This window comes from Streptomyces sp. SCSIO ZS0520, assembly GCF_025643355.1.
GTDB classification, from domain to species: Bacteria; Actinomycetota; Actinomycetes; order Streptomycetales; family Streptomycetaceae; genus Streptomyces; species Streptomyces physcomitrii.
On record NZ_CP092644.1, the window covers coordinates 1,529,603 to 1,550,486 of the forward strand.

Sequence of the window (20,884 nt, forward strand, 5' to 3'; positions counted from 1 at the left end):
CGGACTAGTCGAGGTAGTCGCGCAGCACCTGCGAACGGGAGGGGTGACGCAGCTTCGACATCGTCTTGGACTCGATCTGGCGGATCCGCTCACGCGTCACGCCGTAGACCTTGCCAATCTCGTCGAGCGTCTTCGGCTGGCCGTCGGTCAGGCCGAAGCGCATCGACACCACGCCCGCCTCACGCTCGGACAGGGTGTCGAGGACGGAGTGCAGCTGCTCCTGGAGGAGCGTGAAGCTCACGGCGTCGGCCGGGACGACGGCCTCGGAGTCCTCGATGAGGTCACCGAACTCGCTGTCGCCGTCCTCGCCGAGCGGGGTGTGCAGCGAGATCGGCTCACGGCCGTACTTCTGGACCTCGATGACCTTCTCGGGGGTCATGTCGAGTTCCTTGGCCAGCTCCTCCGGGGTGGGCTCGCGGCCCAGGTCCTGGAGCATCTGACGCTGCACACGGGCCAGCTTGTTGATGACCTCGACCATGTGCACCGGGATGCGGATGGTGCGGGCCTGGTCGGCCATGGCGCGGGTGATGGCCTGACGGATCCACCAGGTGGCATACGTCGAGAACTTGTAGCCCTTGGTGTAGTCGAACTTCTCGACCGCGCGGATCAGACCGAGGTTGCCTTCCTGGATCAGGTCCAGGAAGAGCATGCCGCGGCCGGTGTACCGCTTGGCGAGCGAGACCACGAGACGGAGGTTCGCCTCCAGGAGGTGGTTCTTCGCGCGGCGGCCGTCCTCGGCGATGATCTCCAGTTCGCGCTTGAGCTTCGGCGCGAGCTTGTCGGCGCTCGCCAGCTTGTCCTCGGCGAACAGACCGGCCTCGATCCGCTTGGCGAGCTCCACCTCCTGCTCGGCGTTGAGGAGGGGGACCTTGCCGATCTGCTTCAGGTAGTCCTTGACCGGGTCGGCGGTGGCGCCCGCCGCGGCGACCTGCTGTGCGGGGGCGTCGTCCTCGTCCTCGTCGGACAGGACGAATCCCTGGCTGCCCTCTTCGGCGGGCTCCTCGCCCGGCTTGCCGGTGGCGCCCTGCGTCTCCTCGGCGGCCGACTCCTCCTCCGGAGCCTCCTCGCCGTCCTTCTTCCCCGCGGTCTTCTTGGCCGCGGCCTTCTTCGTGGTGGCCTTCTTCGCCACCGTCTTCTTCGCTGCGCTCTTCTTTGCCGCGGCCTTCTTGGCCGGGGCGGCCTCGTCGGCCGGTGCGGCGGAGGTTCCGGCCTCCGCGGTGTCCTGTTCGGACGCGGCGGCGGCAGTGGTCTTCTTGGCCGCGGCGGACTTGGCGGCGACGGCCTTGGTGGCAGTGCGCTTGGCCGGACTCTTCGCCGCGACACTCTTGCGTGTGCGCTTGGGCTCCGATGCACTGACCATCAGCGTCACACCCTCTTCCTCGAGGATCTGGTTGAGGCTGCGCAGTACGTTCTTCCACTGAGTGGCCGGGATCTGGTCAGCTTCGAAGGCCCGACGCACATCGTCGCCGGCGATCTGCCCCTCAGACTTTCCCCGCTCGATGAGCGCCAGGACAGAGACGGAATCGGCGATCTCCGGCGGGAGCGTACGGGATGTGCTGGCCGACACGAACAACCTCTCGGAACGATGGAAACGGCTTCCGGCCCCGTCCGCTAGGACCGGGGCCGACGACCGCCGACTTGGGGATGGGTCGGCGACGCGGGCGGGGGCCGGGAGGATTCACAGCGCCGTGAACGGCGGCCGTATTCCCTCCTCGACTGTCACCTCTTAGGTCATCGCGCTGTTTCCGCAAGCGTTACGCCCAATCTGCGTGGCCCGGGTCACACCGCCGAAGCGTGCAGAAGCAGGCATACACGATCAAATACCTGCACGGAACGCACCCCGACCCTCACCAGAGTCCGTCACACCCGATCAGGTGCGGCCCCGAACCCACCCCGCCGGACCTGCGCGCGTGCCCGGCGGGGCAGTGGCGCGGGTCCGGCCGGAGCCAGTGGACCCGGGCGAGGACGGACGGCGGCGCGGCACATCCCGGCGCTCGCCCCCGAGGGCGTCAGTGCTCGCGCGGAGCCGGAACGACGCGCTCCACCTCGGGGTGGACGGTGAGCAGTTGACGCATCGCGCTCTCCGCCCCCTGGCCGTCACCGCTCGCGAGGCAGTCCACGATACGGCTGTGGTGGCCGAGGGTGCCCTCGTGCGGCCGGTCGCAGCCGGTCGCGGGGGCGCCGGACACCTGGAGCGCGGCCGAGACGATGCCGGACAGGTGGTCGAGCATCCGGTTGCCCGCGACCTGGATCAGCAGTCCGTGGAACTCCGCGTCGGCGCGGGCGTAGGTGACACCGTCGCCCTGCGCGAGCGCGTGCCCCATGATCTCGACCATGTCCGCCAGGCGCTGCTGCACCTCCTCGCGGCCGTGACCGGCGGCCAGCCGCGCGGCGAGTGGTTCGATCGTCCAGCGCAGCTCGCTCAGCTCACGACGCTGGTCGTCGCGCTGGGGCCCGAAGGCGCGCCATTCGATGATGTCCGGGTCAAGGAGGTTCCAGTCACTCACCGGGCGCACCCGGGTGCCGACATTGGGCCTCGCACTCACGAGGCCCTTGGCCTCGAGTACCCGCAGCGACTCGCGGACGACCGTGCGCGAGACCTCGAAGCGCTGCCCGATCTCCTCGGGCACCAGGGGCCGGTCGGCACCGAGGTCACCGGAAACGATCATCTGCCCGAGCTGCTGCACAAGTTGGCCGTGCAGGCCCCGGCCGCGGTTTCCCGCCGTGCGCCGGCCCACCCGTCCCAGTTCGGAGTCCGCGCCCTCCCACGCGGGTGCGCCTACGCGATCGGCCCCGGGGGCCTCGGCGTAGGGGTAGCGATCGAGTTCGCCCGGTCCGGCGATACCGGACTCTGAGGATCGGGCGGCGGTCATCATGGTGTGCGCAAGAGTGCTCATGAGACTTTTGTCGGCCCCGTTCCCAAGTCCCTTGAGGGCTTTGGTGAAAAGCACACGAAAGGGTGATCGCTTCCCCTGCGGCAATTGACGCCTTATCAGAAGGATTTGAGCGCCCCGCAGAAGTATCCGTACAACACCCGTGTCGTTTCGGACCGTTTGCCGTTACTGGGCTCGACTCCGCAAGGACGTGAGGACATAAGCGAAGGAAAGGAGAAAAAGCGACAACAGCAGTGCCAGGCCGACCGGTTGCCCGGCAGCCCGGACGAGCATGACGAAGGGGCGTTCGGTCCCGAACGGCCACAGCGTGAGAGCCCGCAATCGCCCGGGCAGACCGGCGGCCGAGTGCGCGGAAGGCCCCGCCAGCGCCTTCTCCATCGCGGGCACCAGCAGGACCGGTACGGCAACCACGGCCGCGATCCCGGCCGTTGCGGACCGGAACACCCCGGCGGCCAGCACACCCGCCCAGCCGCAACCGGTCACCAGACCGAGCCAACTAGCCGTCGCGGCAGGCCAGTCGTCGGGCACCCGCGTGAGCCCGGGACCGTAGACGAGCTGGAGCAGAGCGGCGTCGGTTCCCAGTGTGAGCAGGGCGAGGAGTAAGCCCGTCGCTGCGGATACCGCCAACTTCGCGCCGAGCAGCGACAGACGCCGGGGTACGGCTCGCCGGTCCACGGCCAGGACGGGATAGCGGAACTCCTCACCGAAGGCCAGGGCGCCGAGCAGACCCGCGCCGAGAGCGGCAGGCGGCAGCGGAAGCCCCAACGGCCAGGCGGCGAGTACCCGCTGCTGCGGAGTGTGGCCGCCGCGCGCCAGCAGGAGCGCCGTCACCGCAGAGACGAACACCGCCACGCCCAGGACGAGATAGGCGGTTGCCACGCCCGTCAGGCGACGCAGCTCGTAGCTCAGCGGCCGCAGCGGGTGTCGCGCAGGGCGCACGGTCAGCGGCGGAGGGAGTTCGGACAACTCCTCGGCCGCAGCGGGTGGGTGGGGCCGATCGCGGCGGCGGACAGCGTTCTCGCTCCTGCCCGGCTCCTCCGCGACCGCCGTGGTGGTCTCGCGCGATGGCGGCTCAAGTCTCGCCTCGTCGTGGGCCGGAGTACCTGGCTCGCTGGACAGCGCCCGCCCCGGAAGGGGACGCGGCGGTGCCTGCCCGTGCCGCCCCCGGGGCTCTGTCGGCTCGCCTCCCGGCTCAGGAGTCGGGGGCACCGCCGCGGGGTCGGAGTCGGCGATCGCTGCCGGGAGACCGGGCTCCTCAGCCTCCTGGTGATGCGTAGACGCCGCCGGGTTGCTCCCCTCGGAGATGGGGAACTGCTCTGCCCCGGCAAGGAGATCGACGGGCGCACCTGGCACGTGCGGCCGGCCGCCTCCCCCGGCCTCCGCCCGGCCTCTCCCGTCCGCCCGTACGCCCCGGTTCATCTGCGGTGCCCGGCCGTGACCAACGTCCTCCCCGTGCGCACCGGGGCCCACGTCCCCGCTCTCCTCGGCCAGTTGATGCAGCAGAATGCCGTGCCGATACGCGAGATCACCGACCTCCGCGCACGTACTCCCGTACACGGACAGCCTGTTGGGGTCCTCGCTCGTCACCTCCACGGATTCACGGGCCGCTCGCGCCTGCTTGGCCAGGAGGGTGCCCAAACGTGCGGCGTAGGGGCTGCGGACGGTCACCCGCGGCCGGAGCCGGGTACGGGCGAACTCCTTCACCGGTTGTTCGGCGATGATCCGCCCGCGTTCGAGCACCACGACGCGATCCGCGATCCGCGCGGCCTCCCGGGCTTCGGCGGTGGTGAAGAGCACCGTCCCGCCCTGCGCGGCATGGGCCCGCAGGAGTCCGTGCATCCACCGGGCCTCCTGACCCGTCAGATCGTGGACCGGTTCGTCGAGGACCAGGGTGTGCGGATCTCCGAGCAGGGCGCCGGCCAGGCTCAGCCGGCGGTCCATCCCCGGGGAGAGCCTGCCGAGCCGCTCCTCCGCGAGCCCCGCCATGCCCACCACGTCGAGCACCTCGTCGGCCCGTCCTCGGGGCACGCCCACCGCCGCGCACAGCATCCTCAGCTGCCCGCGGACCGTACGCGAAGGGTGGCCGGAGACCTCGTCGAGGAGGGCGCCGACCTCGCGCGCGGGGTGGCTGAACCAGTGCAGCGGCCTCCCCCGGAAGCAGGCGATCCCCCGGCCCGGTTCGAGGCCGAGCAGCAGGCGCAGCGTCGTGGTCCTGCCCGAACGGGGGCTGCCGAGCAGCGCCGTGACCTGGCCCGCCGGAGCCTCGAAGGTCACGTCCTCGACGGTGGGCGGGAGTTTCCGGTGCGGATTGCTCGTCAGTCCGATGGCCTGGATCATCGCTTCTCTCACAAGAGGTGCGACCGCTCGGCGGCCGGGGCGCTTCCGTGGGTTCGGACACGGACCGGCCCCGCAGGTACCTCAGTAAGATAGCGTGAAATATCCGATTTTCAGGGAAGCGGCAACCGGGTGGCGATCCGCTTGCTGCATCCGGGCCGGAATCACACCTCGGGACGCAGCATCGGCGGGTTGAGCAGGGTCGCTCCCCCGGCGCGGAAGAGCTGCGCGGGGCGCCCTCCCTGCCGCGTGGTGGTACCACCGGTCGGCACGAGGAAGCCCGGGGTACCCGTCACCTTCCGGTGGAAGTTCCGCGGGTCCAGCACGACACCCCACACGGCCTCGTACACCCGTCGCAGCTCCCCGACGGTGAACTCGGGCGGGCAGAAGGCCGTGGCCAGGGAGGAGTACTCGATCTTCGAACGGGCACGCTCGACCCCGTCGGCCAGAATCCGCGCGTGATCGAAGGCCAGAGGGGCGGCCAGCTCGTCCTGAGGGGCGCTCGCCAGATCGAGGAAGTCCTCGACCGGCGCCCACCTGGCGCTGTGGGCATCGCCTCCCGCACGCGGAGCCGGCAGGTCGGGCGCGAGCACCAGGTGCGCCACGCTGACCACGCGCATCCGGGGGTCTCGTTCGGGATCCCCGTAGGTCGCGAGCTGTTCGAGGTGGGCGCCCTTGCCCTGCGGGTCGGCCGCCCCCGCCTCGGCACTCAGCCCCGTCTCCTCGACGAGTTCCCTCGCCGCGGCGGCTTCCAGATCCTCGTCGCCCCGTACGAAGCCACCCGGGAGCGCCCACCGGCCCTGGAACGGAGGCTCCCCCCGCCGGACCGCCAGGGCGCACAGCGCGTGGCGCCGCACGGTGAGCACGACCAGATCCACGGTGACGGCGAAGGGCGGAAAGGCCGAGGGGTCGTAGGGCGACATGACGGTGATCATAGTCGTCTGCCTGACGATAAACATCCTGTTCGCACCCCGGCTTCACGCCCGGATCCGGACACCGTCGCCCACCGCCCCCGCCACGCCCCTACCGGCGCTCCCGGGCGTGCCCTACGGCGCCCTTTCCCTGTCCAGACCGCGCCGCCCTCGGATCACCGGCCGCTCCGGGCTCCCCTCCGTCCCGCCCTCCGCGTCTGCGGTGGGACGCGGGGTGCGGGGTGCGACGAACCGCCCGTGGGGCCCGAACCCGGCCGCTTCTTGCCTCGACGGGTGGCGCGGGCAGGGCGGGGCTGCGACCCGCCTTGAGCCGCCGGGGTGTTGGCCGGTGCAGCCGCCGTTCCCGCCTCCGGGTCTCCCGGTGCTTCCGGCTGTCCTGGCTCCCTCGGTTCCCCTGTCCGGTCTCCCGTCTGCGAGGGCTCGGAGTCCCCCGCCGTCTCCTCCTCCGACTCCCGGTCGGCACGCTCCTGCCGCAGGCATCTGCGGACCGCCTCCGGATCGAGCCCTTCGGTGCACGCGCGGTGCAGCAGCCGGGCGAAGGTGTACTGCGGATCCGCCCCCAGGGCCATGGCAAGCGCCTCCCTGGCCTCGAATTCGTCGCCGAGCGACCATGCGACCCATCCGGCGAGGGTGAGGGGCGCCGCGGCGTAGTCCGCGTACGGGCCGACGCAGCGTCGCGCTAGTGCCCGCCAGAGCCTGAGGGCCGGTGCCGCTTCCTCCCCTTCCATCCATTCGGCCACCCGGTCACGGGTGCTGCGGTCTTGGAGGCCCAGGAGGAGCGCCGCGGCCTCGTCATGGGCGAGGAGTTCGTCGTCCTGCGGATCCGGGCTCACCGATCGCCCTACGGGTGGCGCCTCGGCCAGTCGGGCCAGGACCCTCCGGGCGAGGTCAGCGGTCTCCTCCGCCACGGCGCCCCGGGTCTCCGCGGCCAGGATCCGCGGCGCGATGTCCGGACGGGCGGCGTCGAGCGCGCGCTCCTGCTCCTGGATGCGGGTGATCTGCTCCAGACCGGTCGGTGCCCAGGGGCTGAGGCGGCTCCGCAATTCATCGAGCGAGCCGCGTACCTGGATGCCCGCGTAGGTCGCCGCGGCGGCGAGAACCGAGGTGCCGGGTACGCCGAGGGGGACGCCCTCCGGCGGGCAGCACCCGTGGCCGGGGCAGCAGTAGGACCAGATGCGTCCGCCGGACAGGCACAGCGCCTCGACCACCGGGACGTCGAGGCTTCCGCAGGAGGTGCGCAGCAGTTGGGCCAGCGGCCTCAGCCGCTCCATCACCTGCTGACCGGTCTCCTCGCCCTTCGGCTCCTGGGAGAGGTAGACGATCATGCCGTCCGGCTTCCCGCGCCGTCGCTCGATGCCGCCGATCAGCGAACGCGCGGTCTCGCGTGCCACCAGCGGCCAGTCCTCCGGGCGTTGCGGGATGGCGAGCCGCGCTCTGCCGCCGAAGTTCCCCAGCCCGTCTCCTTCGTGCACCGCCGCGAGGACGATGCTGTCTCCGGGCCGGTACCCGAGGAGATAGGGCAGGGCGTCCGCCAGTTCGCCCGCGGTGCGCAGGGTCAGGGGATTCTGCTCGGTGAGTGGATCGGTTCGGGGATCCGCGCCACGGCTCGTGGTGGGCTCCGGCTTGTCGAAGTGTTCCGCCTCGTGGTGATTCGTCATGCGGGCAAGCCTTGCGCGATTTGTCACCTCGTGGGGAAGCCTGTGGACAACTCGGGTCAGGGGCATGCCAGGAGTTGTCCACAGGCCGACGGGGTCACTTGCCGGAATGCCGGGGAGCGGGGTTGCCTCGGCGCATGCGCGAAATTCAACAGCAGAACGCCACATACGCGAGGAAGCCCGCCTTTTCAGGATTCCTGGGAGGTCCGGAGGCAGCCGGGCGCCGAGGTTCGGCGCGCCGCGCCGGTTCGCACCGGGCGCCGCACCGCTCCCCCTCACGTACGCCGGACAGGCACTCTCACGTCCCGCACCGGCCGCCGCCACGACGGGCCCGGACTCCGCTGGGGCGCCTCGCGGGACTACTTCGCGGTGCCGTCGACCGGCTCCGGGGTGGTCCTCAGGTGGGGCAGCAGCTCCGGGGCGGCGATGCCCGGAAGCAGACAGCGCCAGAGCACCGAGGTCCGGTGCAGCAGGTCCCTGCGCTCCGTGTAGATCTGCGACATCAACTGAACGCCCGTGAAGGCGCCGACGACCAGATCGGCCACGTCCCCGACATCGACGTCCCGTTGCAGTTCGCCCCGCTCCGCGGCCTCGGCGAGCAGAGCGAGGACGACCTCCGCCGAGCGCTGGTAGGCCACGACCTTCCCCTCGGAGAAGGAGGTCTGCTCCACGGCGAGCCGGACGCCGGCCTGGAGCACGGGATCGCGCTGCAGCTTGCGGGCGAAGCTCAGGGTCAGATCGATCACCGCCTGGAGCCGGATCGACCGTTCCGGGGCGACCAGCGCTTCCGACTGGACATCCACCAGGGCGGCGGCGATGTCCTCCTTGGAGGCGAAGTGGTGGTAGAGCGCGCCGCGGGTGAGGCCGGTGCGTGCCAGGATCGCGGTGGTGCTCGCCCCGTCGTAGCCGCTCTCCGCGAAGACACCCGCCGCCGCCTCGAGGATCAGACGGCGCGTCCTGATACCGCGTTCCTGCAGTGCCATCCGCACTCCGCCCCGGCCGAGGAGACACTCCCAGCAGCAGCCTACTCCCGAGGCCCTTCCGGGACGGCCCGCGAGCGGCCCTGCCCGGCCTCGGGCGGGGCCCCACCGACGGGCCCGGAGGAGCGGAGTTGGCCCGATGTCACCGGGATCGGGTTGCATGGGGGGATGAGTGAAGATCTGCGATCCACCGCCGATGCGGTACTGGCCCGGCTCGTCGGCGACGCCTCGGGGAGCGCCCGGCTGCGCGAGGACCAGTGGCGGGCGGTCGAGGCACTGGTGGCGCACCACCGCCGGGCCCTCGTCGTGCAGCGCACCGGCTGGGGGAAATCGGCGGTCTACTTCGTGGCGACGGCGCTGCTGCGGGAGCGGGGCAGTGGTCCCACCGTAATCGTCTCGCCGCTGCTGGCACTCATGCGCAACCAGGTCGAGGCCGCGGCCCGTGCCGGAATCCACGCGCGCACGATCAACTCCGCCAACCCCGAGGACTGGCAGGAGATCCAGGCCGAGGTCGCGGAGGGCAGCGTGGACGTCCTCCTGGTGAGTCCGGAGCGGCTCAACAACCCCGACTTCCGGGACCAGGTGCTGCCCAAGCTGGCCTCGGCGACCGGACTGCTCGTGGTGGACGAGGCGCACTGCATCTCCGACTGGGGCCACGACTTCCGCCCCGACTACCGCAGGCTGCGGACCATGCTCGCCGATCTCCCGCCCGGCGTCCCGGTGCTGGCGACCACGGCCACGGCGAACGCCCGGGTCACCGCGGACGTCGCCGAACAGCTCGGCACCGGCGCCACCTCGGACGCCCTGGTGCTGCGGGGCCCGCTGGACCGGGAGAGCCTCAGCCTCGGTGTCGTCGAACTGCCCGACGCGGCGCACCGGCTCGCCTGGCTCGCCGAGCACCTCGACACCCTTCCGGGCTCGGGGATCGTCTACACGCTGACCGTGGCGGCCGCGGAGGAGGTCACGGCCTTCCTGCGCGGTGCGGGGCACACCGTCGCCTCCTACACCGGCAAGACGGAGAACGCCGACCGGCAGCAGGCCGAGGAGGATCTGCTGGCCAACCGGGTCAAGGCCCTGGTCGCGACCTCGGCCCTGGGCATGGGGTTCGACAAACCGGACCTGGGATTCGTCGTCCACCTCGGCTCGCCCTCCTCCCCCATCGCCTACTACCAGCAGGTGGGCCGAGCCGGGCGCGGGGTGGAGCACGCCGAGGTACTGCTGCTGCCCGGACGCGAGGACGAGGCGATCTGGCGGTACTTCGCCTCCCTGGCCTTCCCCCCGCAGGAGCAGGTGCGCCTCACCCTCGACACCCTGGCCGCGGCGGAGCGCCCGCTCTCCCTGCCGGCCCTGGAACCCTTGGTGGAGCTGCGCCGCTCCCGGCTGGAGACCATGCTGAAGGTCCTCGACGTGGACGGGGCGGTGCGCCGGGTCAAGGGCGGCTGGGTCTCCACCGGCCGACCGTGGACGTACGACACCGAGCGGTACGCCTGGGTCGCCAAGCAGCGGGAGGCGGAGCAGGGCGCCATGCGCGAGTACGCGCGGACCGAGGGCTGCCGCATGGAGTTCCTGCGCCGGCAGCTCGACGACCCGGAGGCGGCGCCCTGCGGTCGCTGCGACAACTGTGCGGGACCGCGGTTCGGCACCGAGGTGACACCCGCGGCCCTGAGTGCCGCCAGCGGCGAACTGGGCCGCGCGGGCGTGGACGTGGAGCCGCGCAAGATGTGGCCGACCGGGCTCGCCGCGGCAGGCCTCGCGCTCAAGGGCCGGATCCCGGCCGATGAGCAGGCGGCGCCCGGAAGGGCACTCGGGCGCCTCTCCGACATCGGTTGGGGCAACCGGCTGCGGCCCATGCTCGGCGCCCAGAGCCCCGACGGGCCGGTGCCCGAGGAGGTGGCCCGTGCGGTCGTCTCGGTGCTCGCGGACTGGGCGAAGGGCCCGCAGGGCTGGGCCCCGGGAAGCCCGGGAGCCCAGCCGCGGCCGGTCGGTGTGGTCGCCATGCCCTCGGGCACCCGGCCGCGGCTCATCTCCTCGCTGGCCGAGCGGATCGCCGAGGTGGGGAGGCTGCCCCTGCTGGGGTCACTGGCCTATGCACCGGGCGCGGAGGCCGAGTTGCGGGGGCGCAGCAACAGCGCCCAGCGGGTCAGGGCACTCGACGGGGCACTCGTCCTGCCCGCTGAACTCGGCGGCGCCCTGGCCCGGTCCGAGGGTCCGGTGCTGCTGGTGGACGACTACACGGAGACCGGCTGGACTCTGGCCATGGCCACCAGGCTGCTGCGGAAGGCAGGCGCGCAGGGGGTGTTGCCCCTGGTGCTCGCGGTGCAGGCCTGAATCGGCGCCGGGTGGGCAGGCACCAGAAATGACGGCAGGTGGCGTCGATTACTCGTTGCCGCGAACGTGAACGGCAGGGAGAATTGGCCTTGCCTCCGCGTGTCCACTGTGCCGGGCACCGCTGTGCCGCGGAAGCGCCTCCTGTTCCCCTGCCCTCTGCGGGCGCGTGTCCGAAGGGAGAGACATGACCTTCGAATCCACGCAGCCCCCACCCGGACCGGTGGAACGCCCCCGCCGTCCCGGCACCGACTTCTTCGGCCATCAGGACACCGCGCCACGTCTCCTGGAACCAGCCGAGTGGGCCTCCGCCGGTATCCCCCTGCTGCGTGATCCGCGGCAGGTGGTCGGCGGCCTGTACAGCAGGCACAGTCCCACTCCGGAGACCGCGGTGGTGGCGGTGTTCGATCCCGAGGAGCGGCTTCAGGCCAGTGCCTCCTTCCGCCGGAGTTCGGCACCGGACGGCTGGGCCTTCCGCAACGCGCTGCTCGACCGGCTGCGCCGGGTCATCCCGCACGATCTGCGGCGCAGGACCCCGGTGCGGACCGCCGTACTGCTCTACTGCCGTGCCGGAGACGGGCGTTGGACTGCGGAGGACGGGGCGTGGATGTGGGGCCTGCGGGACGCCTGCACCCTGCACGGGCTGCGGTGCGGGGCCTACATCACGCTGACGCCCGAGGGCTGGCGGGTGCAGGGCGAGGGACGCGGCGGGCGCAGCCCGCGCTCGGGTTCCGCACCCGCGCCGCTGGCGGAGACCGAGGCACCGTATGTACGCCCCGGAGGCGGCACCCGCTCGCCGATGTGGCGGGCCGCCGCGCGCTGAGGGGGCCCGGCCCGAGGGCGGGCCGGGGGGCCGGAGCCCGTCCGGTCGGCCGCCGGGGCCGGGCTCTCAGACGCTCGCGCCGAGAACCGCGTTGATGCGCTGCGGGTCGCCGCAGACGATCAGCAGGGTTCCCGCCTTGGTCAGCGCGAGGGGCAGGGCGCTGACGGCGACGGCATCGGAGCCGCCGTTCAGGGCGACGACCACGACGGGGCGTTCGGTGGCCCGCGCGGCGATGTCGTGCTGGGTGTAGAAGACGTCGTCCCCGGCGTCGTGCTGGGCCCAGTAGGCGCCCTCGCCGAAGGAGAGTTCGTGGGCGGCCCACGGGTGCGGGTCGCCCGTGGTCACCAGGAGGACCTCGCCCGGCGCGCGACCGGAGTCGAGCAGCAGGTCGACGGCTTCCTCGGCGGCGTCCAAGGCGCCTTCGGGCGAAGCGGGGATGAGCTGGATCTGCGGCGCCGTACCGGTGGGTGCGGCGGCGGGGCCCGGAGCGGCCGTCTGCTGCTCGCGCGGCGTGCGCTGCGCGGGAGCCGACGGGCGTACGGGACCGGGACGGCCGGGGCGCGCGGGGGCCACGGGCCGGGGACCAGGTACGGGACGAGGGGTCGGCGCGGTGCGGCTGCTCGCCGCGGCGGCGCGGGGACCCTGGGCACTCTCGTGAATCTGAGGCTCCTCGGGAGGGAGAGGCATGAGCTGATGTCTATCAAACGCCGATTCGGATCGAGTCGGCGGGTGGCGCATCCGTACGGACGGCGGATCAGAAGTCGAAGCCGAGCTGGCCTTCGATCTCCGGAACCGTTTGCTCCGCCCAGAGACGGGGCTTCCTGAGGTGCCGCCACTGGGGCAGCGCATCAAGATACGCCCAGGTGAGCCGGTGATACGGGGTGGGTCCCCGTTCCTGCAGTGCGGCCTTGTGCACCGGGGACGGATACCCGGCGTTGGCCGCAAAGCAGAAGTCTGCATGGTCGGCACCGAGTTCGGCCATCATTTTGTCGCGGCGGACCTTGGCGATCACCGAGGCGGCGGCGACCGCGACGCAGGACTGGTCGCCCTTGATCACGGTGCGTACCCGCCAGGGCGCGCCCAGGTAGTCGTGCTTGCCGTCCAGGATGACCGCGTCGGGACGGACCGGGAGGGCGTGGAGCGCCCGTTCGGCCGCGAGCCTGAGCGCCGCCGTCATGCCGTGCTCGTCGATCTCCTCGTGGGAGGCGTGGCCGAGGGAGTGGGCGGTGACCCACTTCTCCAGCAGAACGGCGAGTTCCTCGCGGCGCTTGGGTGTCAGGAGCTTGGAGTCGGTGAGCCCCTCGGGAGGCCGCCGCAGCCCGGTGACCGCCGCGCAGACCGTGACCGGACCCGCCCAGGCGCCGCGTCCGACCTCGTCGACTCCGGCGATGATCTTGGCACCGGTAGTGGCGCGGAGTGAGCGCTCGACGGTGTGGGTGGGCGGTACGTACGGCATGACGCGTCCAGCCTACGCCGCGCACCGCGGCCGACGACACCCCGGTCCCCCACAGCTTCCGGAAGCCGTCCCTCCGAAGACGGCCGGTGGCGGATCCGGGGCGCAGGGGAGGCGGACTGCCGTGCGCGGCAAGGCCGTTGGCACCGCCGCGGCGCGCGGGCCGGAGCGGCGCCCCATCGCGGTACTTCGACCGGGCGGCCGGGACACGCCGACGGGATCCGGGAGAGCGGATTCCGGCCCTGAGTTGCATTCACTGACGGTGCATCACCACTGTCGGCGCGGCCCGGGACCTCGGTCGGCACGATCGTGGACACCAGTCGGCACGACCGGGGGCGAGCGCGTTCCACCGCGGGCGCACTCGCCCCCGTTCACCAGAGCACTTGTGGGTGACCCCTCCGTGACAAGCTCCCGCCTGAAGCAGGATCAGCAGCCCGGTGCGGCGCGCCGGGGCAGGCATCCCGGCCTCGCCCTGGCGGTGATCGCCTCCTGCCAGCTGATGGTCGTGCTCGACGCGACCATCGTGAACATCGCGCTCCCGGACGTCCAGCGCGCGCTCGGCTTCACCACCACCAATCTCACCTGGGTGGTCAGCGGCTACACCCTCACTTTCGGCGGGCTGCTGCTGCTCGGTGGCCGGGCGGGTGACATCCTCGGGCGCCGCCGTGTCTTCATCGCGGGCATCCTGCTGTTCAGCCTGGCCTCGCTGCTCGGCGGCTTCGCCCAGGAACCCTGGCAACTGCTCGCGGCCCGTGCCCTGCAGGGGGTGGGCGGCGCGGTCTGCTCCCCCACCTCGCTGGCCCTGGTCACCACCACCTTCGCCGAAGGGCCGGACCGCAACCGGGCCTTCGGGGTCTTCGCCGCGGTGTCCGCGGGCGGCGGCGCGGTCGGGCTGCTCGCGGGCGGCATGCTCACCGAGTGGCTGGACTGGCGCTGGGTGCTCTTCGTCAACGCCCCCATCGGCCTGCTCATCGCCCTGCTCGCGCCGCTCTACATCGACGAGTCCGACCGCCACCCGGGCCGCTTCGACGTCGCGGGCGCCCTGACCTCCACGCTCGGCATGGCCGCGCTGGTGTACGGCTTCATCCGGGCCGCCGACGACGGCTGGAGCGACGGGCTGACGCTCGGCTCCTTCGCGGCGGCCGCGCTCCTGCTCGTGGTCTTCGTGGTGATCGAGTCGAGGGCCCGGGAGCCCATCACCCCGCTGAGGATGTTCGCCGACCCCAACCGCTCCGCCACCTACGTGATCATGCTGAGCCTGGCCGCGGCGCTGTTCGGGATGTTCTTCTTCCTGGTGCTCTTCGTGCAGAACGTGCTCGGCTACTCGCCGATCCGGGCCGGGCTCGCCTTCCTCCCGATCACCGTGGCCATCGCGGTCGGCGCGGGCCTGTCCCAGCAGTATCTGCCGCGGTTCGGGCCCAAGCCGTTCATCGTGGTCGGCTCCGCGCTCGCCGCGGCCGGTCTGGGCTGGCAGACCTTGATCACGGAGGACAGTTCGTACGCGAGCGGGGTCCTCGGGCCGATGCTGGTCTTCGGCTTCGGCATGGGCCTGAACTTCGTGACGCTGACCCTGACGGCGGTCTCCGGGGTGGCGCCGCACGAGGCGGGCGCCGCCTCGGGGCTGCTCAACGCGATGCAGCAGGTCGGCGGCTCGCTCGGCCTGTCGATCCTGACCACCGTCTTCGGCACGGCGAGCCGCGACGAGGGCCGCCGGCAGGTACGCGCATTCCTCGCCGAGGCCTCGCCCGAGCAGAAGGCGCGGTTCGCGCGGACCCGGCAGCTGCCGGCGCCCTGGAGCAGCGAGGTGCTCGCACACGGCATCGCCACGGCCTTCGTCCCGGCGGCGGGGATGGCCGTGCTCGCCCTGCTCGTCGGCCTGATCGTGATGCGGGTCCGCCGCAGCGACCTCGACGCGCTGGCCGGTACCGCGGGTCCCGGCCCGGCCTGACCCCGCGAGGCGCGGGCGTCCCGGTTCAGCCGCGCGGCGCCCAGTCGGGCAGTTCCTCGGTGCGCGCGGACCACTCCGCGGGCGGCCGGGAGCCGCGGGCCGCGACGATGCCGCCGACGATGGCGCAGTTGGTGTCCACGTCGCCGCCCACCTGGGCGGTGTTCCAGAAGGCCGCGGCGTAGTCGTCGAGGTGCCGCGCCGCGGACCACAGGGCGAAGGGCACCGTGTCGGGGGCGCTGGTGCGCCGCCCCCGGCCGAGGACCGCGGCGACGGTCGAGGCGTCCTCGTAGTCGAGCATGTCGCGGGCCCGGCGCAGGCCCGCGGCCACGGCGCTGCGCGGGATCAGCGCGCTCACCTGGTCCAAGAGTTCCGCACCGCTGCCCGGGCCGCCAGGAGCGGCCGCAAGGGCGGCGGCCGCGGCCACCGCCATGGCCCCCGCGACCGCCTCGGGGTGCTGGTGGGTCGGGTAGGCGGAGATCTCGGCCTGGTGGGTGGCCTGCTCGGGGTCGTCCGCGTACCAGGCGCCGAGCGGGGCGATCCGCATGGCGGCGCCGTTGCCCCAGGAACCCTGCCCCTGGAAGAGGGCGGAGGCCAGCTCCCGCCAGTCCCCGCCCTCCCTGACCAACCGGAGCAGGCGGTTCACGGCGGGCCCGTAGCCCCGGTCGAAGTCGTGGTGCTCGGCGAAGGAGCGGGCCAGCGCGTCCTGGTCGACGCGGTGGTGGGCGGCGAGCACGGCGAGGACCGAGCAGGCCATCTCGGTGTCGTCGGTCCACTGCCACCGCCCCGGGGGCAGGGCGCGCTCGCCGAGCAGCGGATGGTTGTCGGGGACGAAGAACTGGGAGCCGAGCGCGTCGCCGACGGCGAGTCCGCGCAGGCTGCTCAGGGCGCGCTCCAGGCGCCCGGCACCGGTGAGGTCGTGGGTCATGGCCCGGCCAGCTTAACCGGCGGGCCAGCCCGCGGGTTTGCCCGGCGGCTGCCCGGTGAGACCGTACGGCTCGGGCTCGCACCAGCGCTCGAAGGGCTGGTCGAGGGTGTACTTGCCGTCGGGGCCGCGTTCGAGCACCCGCATCTCGGCGTTGCCGGGGTTCGACAGCGACTCGAACTCGGCGACCGACCAGTGGAACCAGCGCATGCACAGCAGCCGCATGGTCAGGCCGTGGGTGACCAGGAGGACGTTCGGCGGGTGGTCGTCCGCCTCGAAGCTGCGGTGCAGGCTCTCCAGGAAGGAGCCGACGCGGTCGTAGACGTCGGCGCCGGACTCGCCCTGGGCGAAGCGGTAGAAGAAGTGCCCGTAGGCGTCCCGGTAGGCCTTCTGGAGCCGTACGTCCTCGTGGTCCTGCCAGTTCCCCCAGTCCTGCTCGCGCAGCCGGGGCTCCTCGCGGATGCGGACCCGGGCGGGGTCGAGCGCGAAGGCCCGCAGGGTCTCGTGGGTGCGGCGGTAGGGGGAGACATAGACGCTGACGCGCTCCTCGCCGAAGAGGCGGCGGAGCCGGGCGCCGGTCCTGACGGCCTGCTCGTGCCCGGCCTCGGTCAGCGCGAGGGCGTGGTCGGGCTCGCGTTCGTAGACCGAGTCGTCGATGTTGCCCTGGGACTCGCCGTGCCGGACGAGGACGATGCGTTGCGGACGTGCCATGTCTCAAACCCTAGATCGCCCGGCCGCGGACCGGACAGCCCGCCCGGATCGCGGGACGGCGGCCGGTTCGGCCGGGGTCAGACGGTCCAGGAGGGTTCGAGGTCCACCAGGTCGCCGTCGATGGCGGCGATGTCGGCGCTGGTCTGGGCGCGCAGCGAGAGCCGCTCGACGCGTTCGGTGCGGTACTTGCCGTGTTCGGCGGCCGACTCCCAGAGCGAGAGGATCAGGAACTCGGTGCCGGGGGCCTCGGCGAACAGGCCCCGGACCATGCCGGGTGAGCCCGCCATCGCCGGGTTCCACACCTTCTCCTGCATGAGCGCGAAGTGCTCGGCGCGCTCCTCGTGGACGCGGCAGTGGGCGAAGCGGAGCAGATCGGCGCCGGTGAAGCGCGGTTCGAAGCCGGTCTTCACATCGAAGCGGTACTCGAAGAGCTTGACCTGGGGATTCTTGAAGGTCCCGGACTGCGCCGCGGCGAGCCGGGCGTGGGAGCGGGCCATGAAGGAGTCGTAGAAGGCGCGGCTCTCCCAGAAGGAGAAGAGGTGCGCGACCCCCGCCTTGCCGCGGCTCCAGCCGCCGCCCTGCCCGCGGAAACCCGGCTCACCGGGGAGACCCGCCCATTTCCGCTGCCCTCGCTCAAAACCCCGGCGGTCGACCACGGTGCAGCGAATCCACTTGACCAGCACCGCGCCATCGTAAGGCCACGGGGTGTGGTCATGGTCATGCTCCGGCAGCACACCGGCCGGGTCGCGGGCGCCCTGGCGGAGCCGCTCGCTCCGCGGTCGCCGGAGCACGGGCGCGCGGGACTTGGGAAGAATCGGTTCCGCCGGGCTCCGGGACCCGGCCCGCCGACACCGTGTGGCGGAGCCGTCAACTCCGGCTCCGCCACACGGTGTTCACTTCACTCCGGGGTCAGCCCGGGATCGGCACGGCTCAGCTGCACCCGCTGGTCGAGCCGCAGCCCTCGCAGATGTAGCAGGACCCGGCGCGCTGCATCTTGGTGCCGCAGGAGAAGCAGAGCGGGGCGTCCGCCTGGATGCCCAGCTGCATCTCGACGAGTTCGGCGCTGGTGTGCGCCTGCGGCGGGGCGGGGGCGGCGCCCGCCTCCTTGGCCTCGTCGACCGCCTTCAGGGACTCGGTGTGCCGGGGCGCGGACTGGGCGAGGCCCTCCACGTCCACGTCCACCGAGTCGTCGTAGGACGGCTCGTACGAACCGGTCTCCAGGTGGCGCTGGCGCTCCTCGGCGGAGTGGATGCCGAGGGCGGAGCGGGTCTCGAAGGGCAGGAAGTCCAGCGCCAGGCGGCGGAAGATGTAGTCGACGATCGACTGCGCCATCCGCACGTCCGGGTCGTCGGTCATGCCCGCGGGCTCGAAGCGCATATTGGTGAACTTCGAGACGTAGGTCTCCAGCGGCACGCCGTACTGGAGGCCGACCGAGACCGCGATGGAGAAGGCGTCCATCATGCCCGCGAGGGTCGAGCCCTGCTTGGACATCTTCAGGAAGACCTCGCCGAGACCGTCGTCCGGGTAGGAGTTGGCGGTCATATAGCCCTCGGCGCCGCCGACCGTGAAGGAGGTGGTGATGCCGGGGCGTCCCTTGGGCAGGCGCTTGCGGACCGGGCGGTACTCGACGACCTTCTCGACCGCGCCGCGGATGGCCTCCTCGGCCTTGGCCGCGATCTCGGCCTTCTCCTCCTCCGCGACGTCCTTCTTCTTCGCGGAGAGCGGCTGGCCGACCTTGCAGTTGTCGCGGTAGATGGCGAGCGCCTTGACGCCCAGCTTCCAGGCCTCGAAGTAGACCTCCTCGACGTCCTCGACGGTGGCCGACTCGGGGAGGTTGACCGTCTTGGAGAGGGCGCCGGAGATCCAGGGCTGGATCGCGGCCATCATCCGGACGTGGCCCATCGCGGAGATGGAGCGCTCGCCCATGGCGCAGTCGAAGACCTCGTAGTGCGCGGGCTTCAGGCCGGGGGCGTCGATGACGTTCCCGTGCTCGGCGATGTGCGCGACGATCGCCTCGATCTGCTCCTCCTGGTAGCCGAGGCGGCGCAGGGCCTGCGGGACGGTGCCGTTGACGATCTGCATCGAGCCGCCGCCGACCAGCTTCTTGAACTTGACCAGCGCCAGGTCCGGTTCGAGGCCGGTGGTGTCGCAGGACATCGCCAGGCCGATGGTGCCGGTCGGGGCGATCACGGAGGCCTGGGAGTTGCGGAAGCCGTTCTTCTCGCCGAGCCGGATCACGTCCTGCCAGGCCTCGGTCGCGGCGGCCCAGACCGGGGTGTCCAGGTCGTCCACGCGCACGGCCTCGGCGTTGGCGTCGGCGTGCTGCTTCATGACCTGCTTGTGCGGCCCCGCGTTGCGGGCGTAGCCCTCGTACGGGCCGACGACCGCGGCGAGTTCGGCGGAGCGCCGGTACGAGGTGCCGGTCATCAGCGAGGTGATGGCACCGGCGAGGGCGCGGCCGCCGTCGGAGTCGTAGGCGTGGCCGGTGGCCATCAGCAGGGCGCCGAGGTTGGCGTAGCCGATGCCGAGCTGGCGGAAGGCGCGGGTGTTCTCGCCGATCTTCTGGGTCGGGAAGTCCGCGAAGCTGATGGAGATGTCCATCGCGGTGATGACCAGCTCGACGACCTTGGCGAAGCGCTCGGCCTCGAAGGACTGGTTGCCGAGGCCGTCGTCCTTGAGGAACTTCATCAGGTTCAGCGAGGCGAGGTTGCAGGACGTGTTGTCCAGGTGCATGTACTCGCTGCAGGGGTTCGAGCCGTTGATCCGGCCGGACTCCGGGCACGTGTGCCAGTGGTTGATCGTGTCGTCGTACTGGATGCCCGGGTCGGCGCAGGCCCAGGCGGCCTCGGCCATCTTGCGGAAGAGCGACTTGGCGTCGACCTCCTCGATGACCTCGCCGGTCATCCGGGCGCGCAGGCCGAACTTGGCGCCGGTCTCGACGGCCTTCATGAAGGCGTCGTTGACCCGGACCGAGTTGTTGGCGTTCTGGTACTGGACGGACGTGATGTCGTCGCCGCCCAGGTCCATGTCGAAGCCCGCGTCGCGCAGGGCGCGGATCTTCTCCTCCTCCTTCACCTTGGTCTGGATGAAGTCCTCCACGTCGGGGTGGTCGACGTCGAGGATGACCATCTTGGCGGCCCGGCGGGTGGCGCCGCCCGACTTGATGGTGCCCGCGGAGGCGTCCGCGCCGCGCATGAAGGAGACCGGGCCGGAGGCGTTGCCGCCGGAGGAGAGGAGCTCCTTGGAGGAGCGGATGCGGGAGAGGTTCAGGCCGGCGCCCGAACCGCCCTTGAAGATCATGCCCTCTTCCTTGTACCAGTCGAGGATCGACTCCATGGAGTCGTCGACGGAGAGGATGAAGCAGGCGGAGACCTGCTGCGGCTGGGCGGTGCCGACGTTGAACCACACCGGGGAGTTGAAGCTGAAGATCTGGTGCAGCAGGGCGTAGGCGAGCTCGTGCTCGAAGATCTCGGCGTCCGCCGGGGAGGCGAAGTAGCGGTGGTCCTCGCCGGCCTTCCGGTAGGTCTTCACGATCCGGTCGATCAGCTGCTTCAGACCGGTCTCGCGCTGCGGGGTGCCCACCGCACCGCGGAAGTACTTGCTGGTGACGATGTTGACCGCGTTCACCGACCAGAAGTCGGGGAACTCCACGCCGCGCTGCTCGAAGTTGACCGAGCCGTCGCGCCAGTTGGTCATGACGACGTCACGGCGCTCCCAGGCCACCTCGTCGTAGGGGTGGACACCGGGGGTCGTGTGCACACGCTCCACGCGCATTCCCTTGCCGGCCTTGGCTCCCTTGGAACGGGAACCTCGTGCCGGACCGCTCGCCGTCTCTGTCATGCCGCCTCCCTGTACCGGGCGATAACGCCCCGAAGTGCCGCGTTCTTCCCGTGACACATTGTTGAAT

General features: G+C 71.7%; 15 protein-coding genes. 3 read left to right on the forward strand and 12 right to left on the reverse strand.

The features are described 5' to 3' along the window. Nucleotides 1-4 precede the first annotated feature (4 nt). The 6 genes from MID12_RS05065 to MID12_RS05090 form a co-directional block, all read right to left on the reverse strand. Nucleotides 5-1,567 (reverse strand): RNA polymerase sigma factor, encoded by a 1,563-nt coding sequence (locus MID12_RS05065; RefSeq protein WP_040247415.1) that lies wholly within the window; start codon nucleotides 1,565-1,567, stop codon nucleotides 5-7. A 442-nt stretch (nucleotides 1,568-2,009) separates the two neighbouring features. Further along, nucleotides 2,010-2,897 carry a FadR/GntR family transcriptional regulator gene (locus MID12_RS05070; protein ID WP_078844761.1) on the reverse strand — a complete coding sequence of 296 codons (888 nt, stop codon included), beginning with the start codon at nucleotides 2,895-2,897 and terminating at the stop codon, nucleotides 2,010-2,012. A gap of 162 nt (nucleotides 2,898-3,059) precedes the next feature. Next, nucleotides 3,060-5,231: an ATP-binding cassette domain-containing protein gene (locus MID12_RS05075; RefSeq protein WP_263165105.1), complete on the reverse strand. Its 2,172-nt coding sequence runs from the start codon at nucleotides 5,229-5,231 to the stop codon at nucleotides 3,060-3,062. A 161-nt stretch (nucleotides 5,232-5,392) separates the two neighbouring features. Further along, nucleotides 5,393-6,151, reverse strand: a complete 759-nt coding sequence (locus MID12_RS05080; RefSeq protein WP_040256389.1) for an NUDIX hydrolase — start codon at nucleotides 6,149-6,151, stop codon at nucleotides 5,393-5,395. A 164-nt stretch (nucleotides 6,152-6,315) separates the two neighbouring features. Continuing rightward, complete coding sequence (locus MID12_RS05085; protein WP_263165108.1) at nucleotides 6,316-7,818, reverse strand: DUF4192 domain-containing protein; 1,503 nt, start codon at nucleotides 7,816-7,818, stop codon at nucleotides 6,316-6,318. Nucleotides 7,819-8,174: 356 nt separating this feature from the next. Continuing rightward, nucleotides 8,175-8,798: a ScbR family autoregulator-binding transcription factor gene (locus tag MID12_RS05090; RefSeq protein WP_263165112.1), complete on the reverse strand. Its 624-nt coding sequence runs from the start codon at nucleotides 8,796-8,798 to the stop codon at nucleotides 8,175-8,177. Between the two features lie 165 nt (nucleotides 8,799-8,963). Here MID12_RS05090 and MID12_RS05095 point away from each other — a divergent pair, with 165 nt between their 5' ends. Next, nucleotides 8,964-11,123 (forward strand): RecQ family ATP-dependent DNA helicase, encoded by a 2,160-nt coding sequence (locus MID12_RS05095; protein ID WP_263165113.1) that lies wholly within the window; start codon nucleotides 8,964-8,966, stop codon nucleotides 11,121-11,123. Nucleotides 11,124-11,307: 184 nt separating this feature from the next. Beyond that, nucleotides 11,308-11,943, forward strand: a complete 636-nt coding sequence (locus MID12_RS05100; RefSeq protein ID WP_263165114.1) for a hypothetical protein — start codon at nucleotides 11,308-11,310, stop codon at nucleotides 11,941-11,943. A gap of 66 nt (nucleotides 11,944-12,009) precedes the next feature. Here MID12_RS05100 and MID12_RS05105 read toward each other — a convergent pair whose 3' ends face one another. Beyond that, nucleotides 12,010-12,630, reverse strand: coding sequence for a hypothetical protein (locus MID12_RS05105; protein WP_040247425.1), 621 nt, complete (start codon nucleotides 12,628-12,630; stop codon nucleotides 12,010-12,012). 67 nt (nucleotides 12,631-12,697) lie between these two features. After that, nucleotides 12,698-13,399 (reverse strand): ribonuclease HII, encoded by a 702-nt coding sequence (locus tag MID12_RS05110; RefSeq protein ID WP_040247428.1) that lies wholly within the window; start codon nucleotides 13,397-13,399, stop codon nucleotides 12,698-12,700. Nucleotides 13,400-13,796: 397 nt separating this feature from the next. Between MID12_RS05110 and MID12_RS05115 the strand changes: the two genes are divergently transcribed. Then, nucleotides 13,797-15,344: an MFS transporter gene (locus MID12_RS05115; protein WP_263165118.1), complete on the forward strand. Its 1,548-nt coding sequence runs from the start codon at nucleotides 13,797-13,799 to the stop codon at nucleotides 15,342-15,344. A gap of 25 nt (nucleotides 15,345-15,369) precedes the next feature. Here the strand turns inward: MID12_RS05115 and MID12_RS05120 are convergent, their stop codons facing one another. The 4 genes from MID12_RS05120 to MID12_RS05135 all read right to left on the reverse strand — a co-directional run bounded on the left by MID12_RS05120 (nucleotide 15,370) and on the right by MID12_RS05135 (nucleotide 20,817). Beyond that, on the reverse strand, nucleotides 15,370-16,269 hold the full coding sequence (locus tag MID12_RS05120) for an ADP-ribosylglycohydrolase family protein (protein WP_263165119.1): 900 nt from the start codon (nucleotides 16,267-16,269) through the stop codon (nucleotides 15,370-15,372). Nucleotides 16,270-16,281: 12 nt separating this feature from the next. After that, the gene (locus MID12_RS05125; protein WP_052482153.1) at nucleotides 16,282-16,977 is read right to left on the reverse strand and encodes a histidine phosphatase family protein; all 696 of its coding nucleotides are present in this window, start codon (nucleotides 16,975-16,977) and stop codon (nucleotides 16,282-16,284) included. Nucleotides 16,978-17,054: 77 nt separating this feature from the next. Beyond that, nucleotides 17,055-17,660: a YdbC family protein gene (locus MID12_RS05130; RefSeq protein ID WP_040256399.1), complete on the reverse strand. Its 606-nt coding sequence runs from the start codon at nucleotides 17,658-17,660 to the stop codon at nucleotides 17,055-17,057. Nucleotides 17,661-17,907: 247 nt separating this feature from the next. Beyond that, nucleotides 17,908-20,817, reverse strand: coding sequence for a vitamin B12-dependent ribonucleotide reductase (locus MID12_RS05135; RefSeq protein ID WP_040247432.1), 2,910 nt, complete (start codon nucleotides 20,815-20,817; stop codon nucleotides 17,908-17,910). Nucleotides 20,818-20,884 lie beyond the last annotated feature (67 nt).

What these genes read in the sequence shown, in the direction of transcription:
- MID12_RS05105 (WP_040247425.1), bottom strand. Translation starts at nt 12,630, where the DNA reads ATGCCTCTCCCTCCCGAGGAGCCTCAGATTCACGAGAGTGCCCAGGGT.
- MID12_RS05120 (WP_263165119.1), bottom strand. Translation starts at nt 16,269, where the DNA reads ATGACCCACGACCTCACCGGTGCCGGGCGCCTGGAGCGCGCCCTGAGC.
- MID12_RS05125 (WP_052482153.1), bottom strand. Translation starts at nt 16,977, where the DNA reads ATGGCACGTCCGCAACGCATCGTCCTCGTCCGGCACGGCGAGTCCCAG.
- MID12_RS05095 (WP_263165113.1), top strand. Translation starts at nt 8,964, where the DNA reads ATGAGTGAAGATCTGCGATCCACCGCCGATGCGGTACTGGCCCGGCTC.
- MID12_RS05075 (WP_263165105.1), bottom strand. Translation starts at nt 5,231, where the DNA reads ATGATCCAGGCCATCGGACTGACGAGCAATCCGCACCGGAAACTCCCG.
- MID12_RS05090 (WP_263165112.1), bottom strand. Translation starts at nt 8,798, where the DNA reads ATGGCACTGCAGGAACGCGGTATCAGGACGCGCCGTCTGATCCTCGAG.
- MID12_RS05110 (WP_040247428.1), bottom strand. Translation starts at nt 13,399, where the DNA reads ATGCCGTACGTACCGCCCACCCACACCGTCGAGCGCTCACTCCGCGCC.
- MID12_RS05100 (WP_263165114.1), top strand. Translation starts at nt 11,308, where the DNA reads ATGACCTTCGAATCCACGCAGCCCCCACCCGGACCGGTGGAACGCCCC.
- MID12_RS05080 (WP_040256389.1), bottom strand. Translation starts at nt 6,151, where the DNA reads ATGTCGCCCTACGACCCCTCGGCCTTTCCGCCCTTCGCCGTCACCGTG.
- MID12_RS05085 (WP_263165108.1), bottom strand. Translation starts at nt 7,818, where the DNA reads ATGACGAATCACCACGAGGCGGAACACTTCGACAAGCCGGAGCCCACC.
- MID12_RS05070 (WP_078844761.1), bottom strand. Translation starts at nt 2,897, where the DNA reads ATGAGCACTCTTGCGCACACCATGATGACCGCCGCCCGATCCTCAGAG.
- MID12_RS05135 (WP_040247432.1), bottom strand. Translation starts at nt 20,817, where the DNA reads ATGACAGAGACGGCGAGCGGTCCGGCACGAGGTTCCCGTTCCAAGGGA.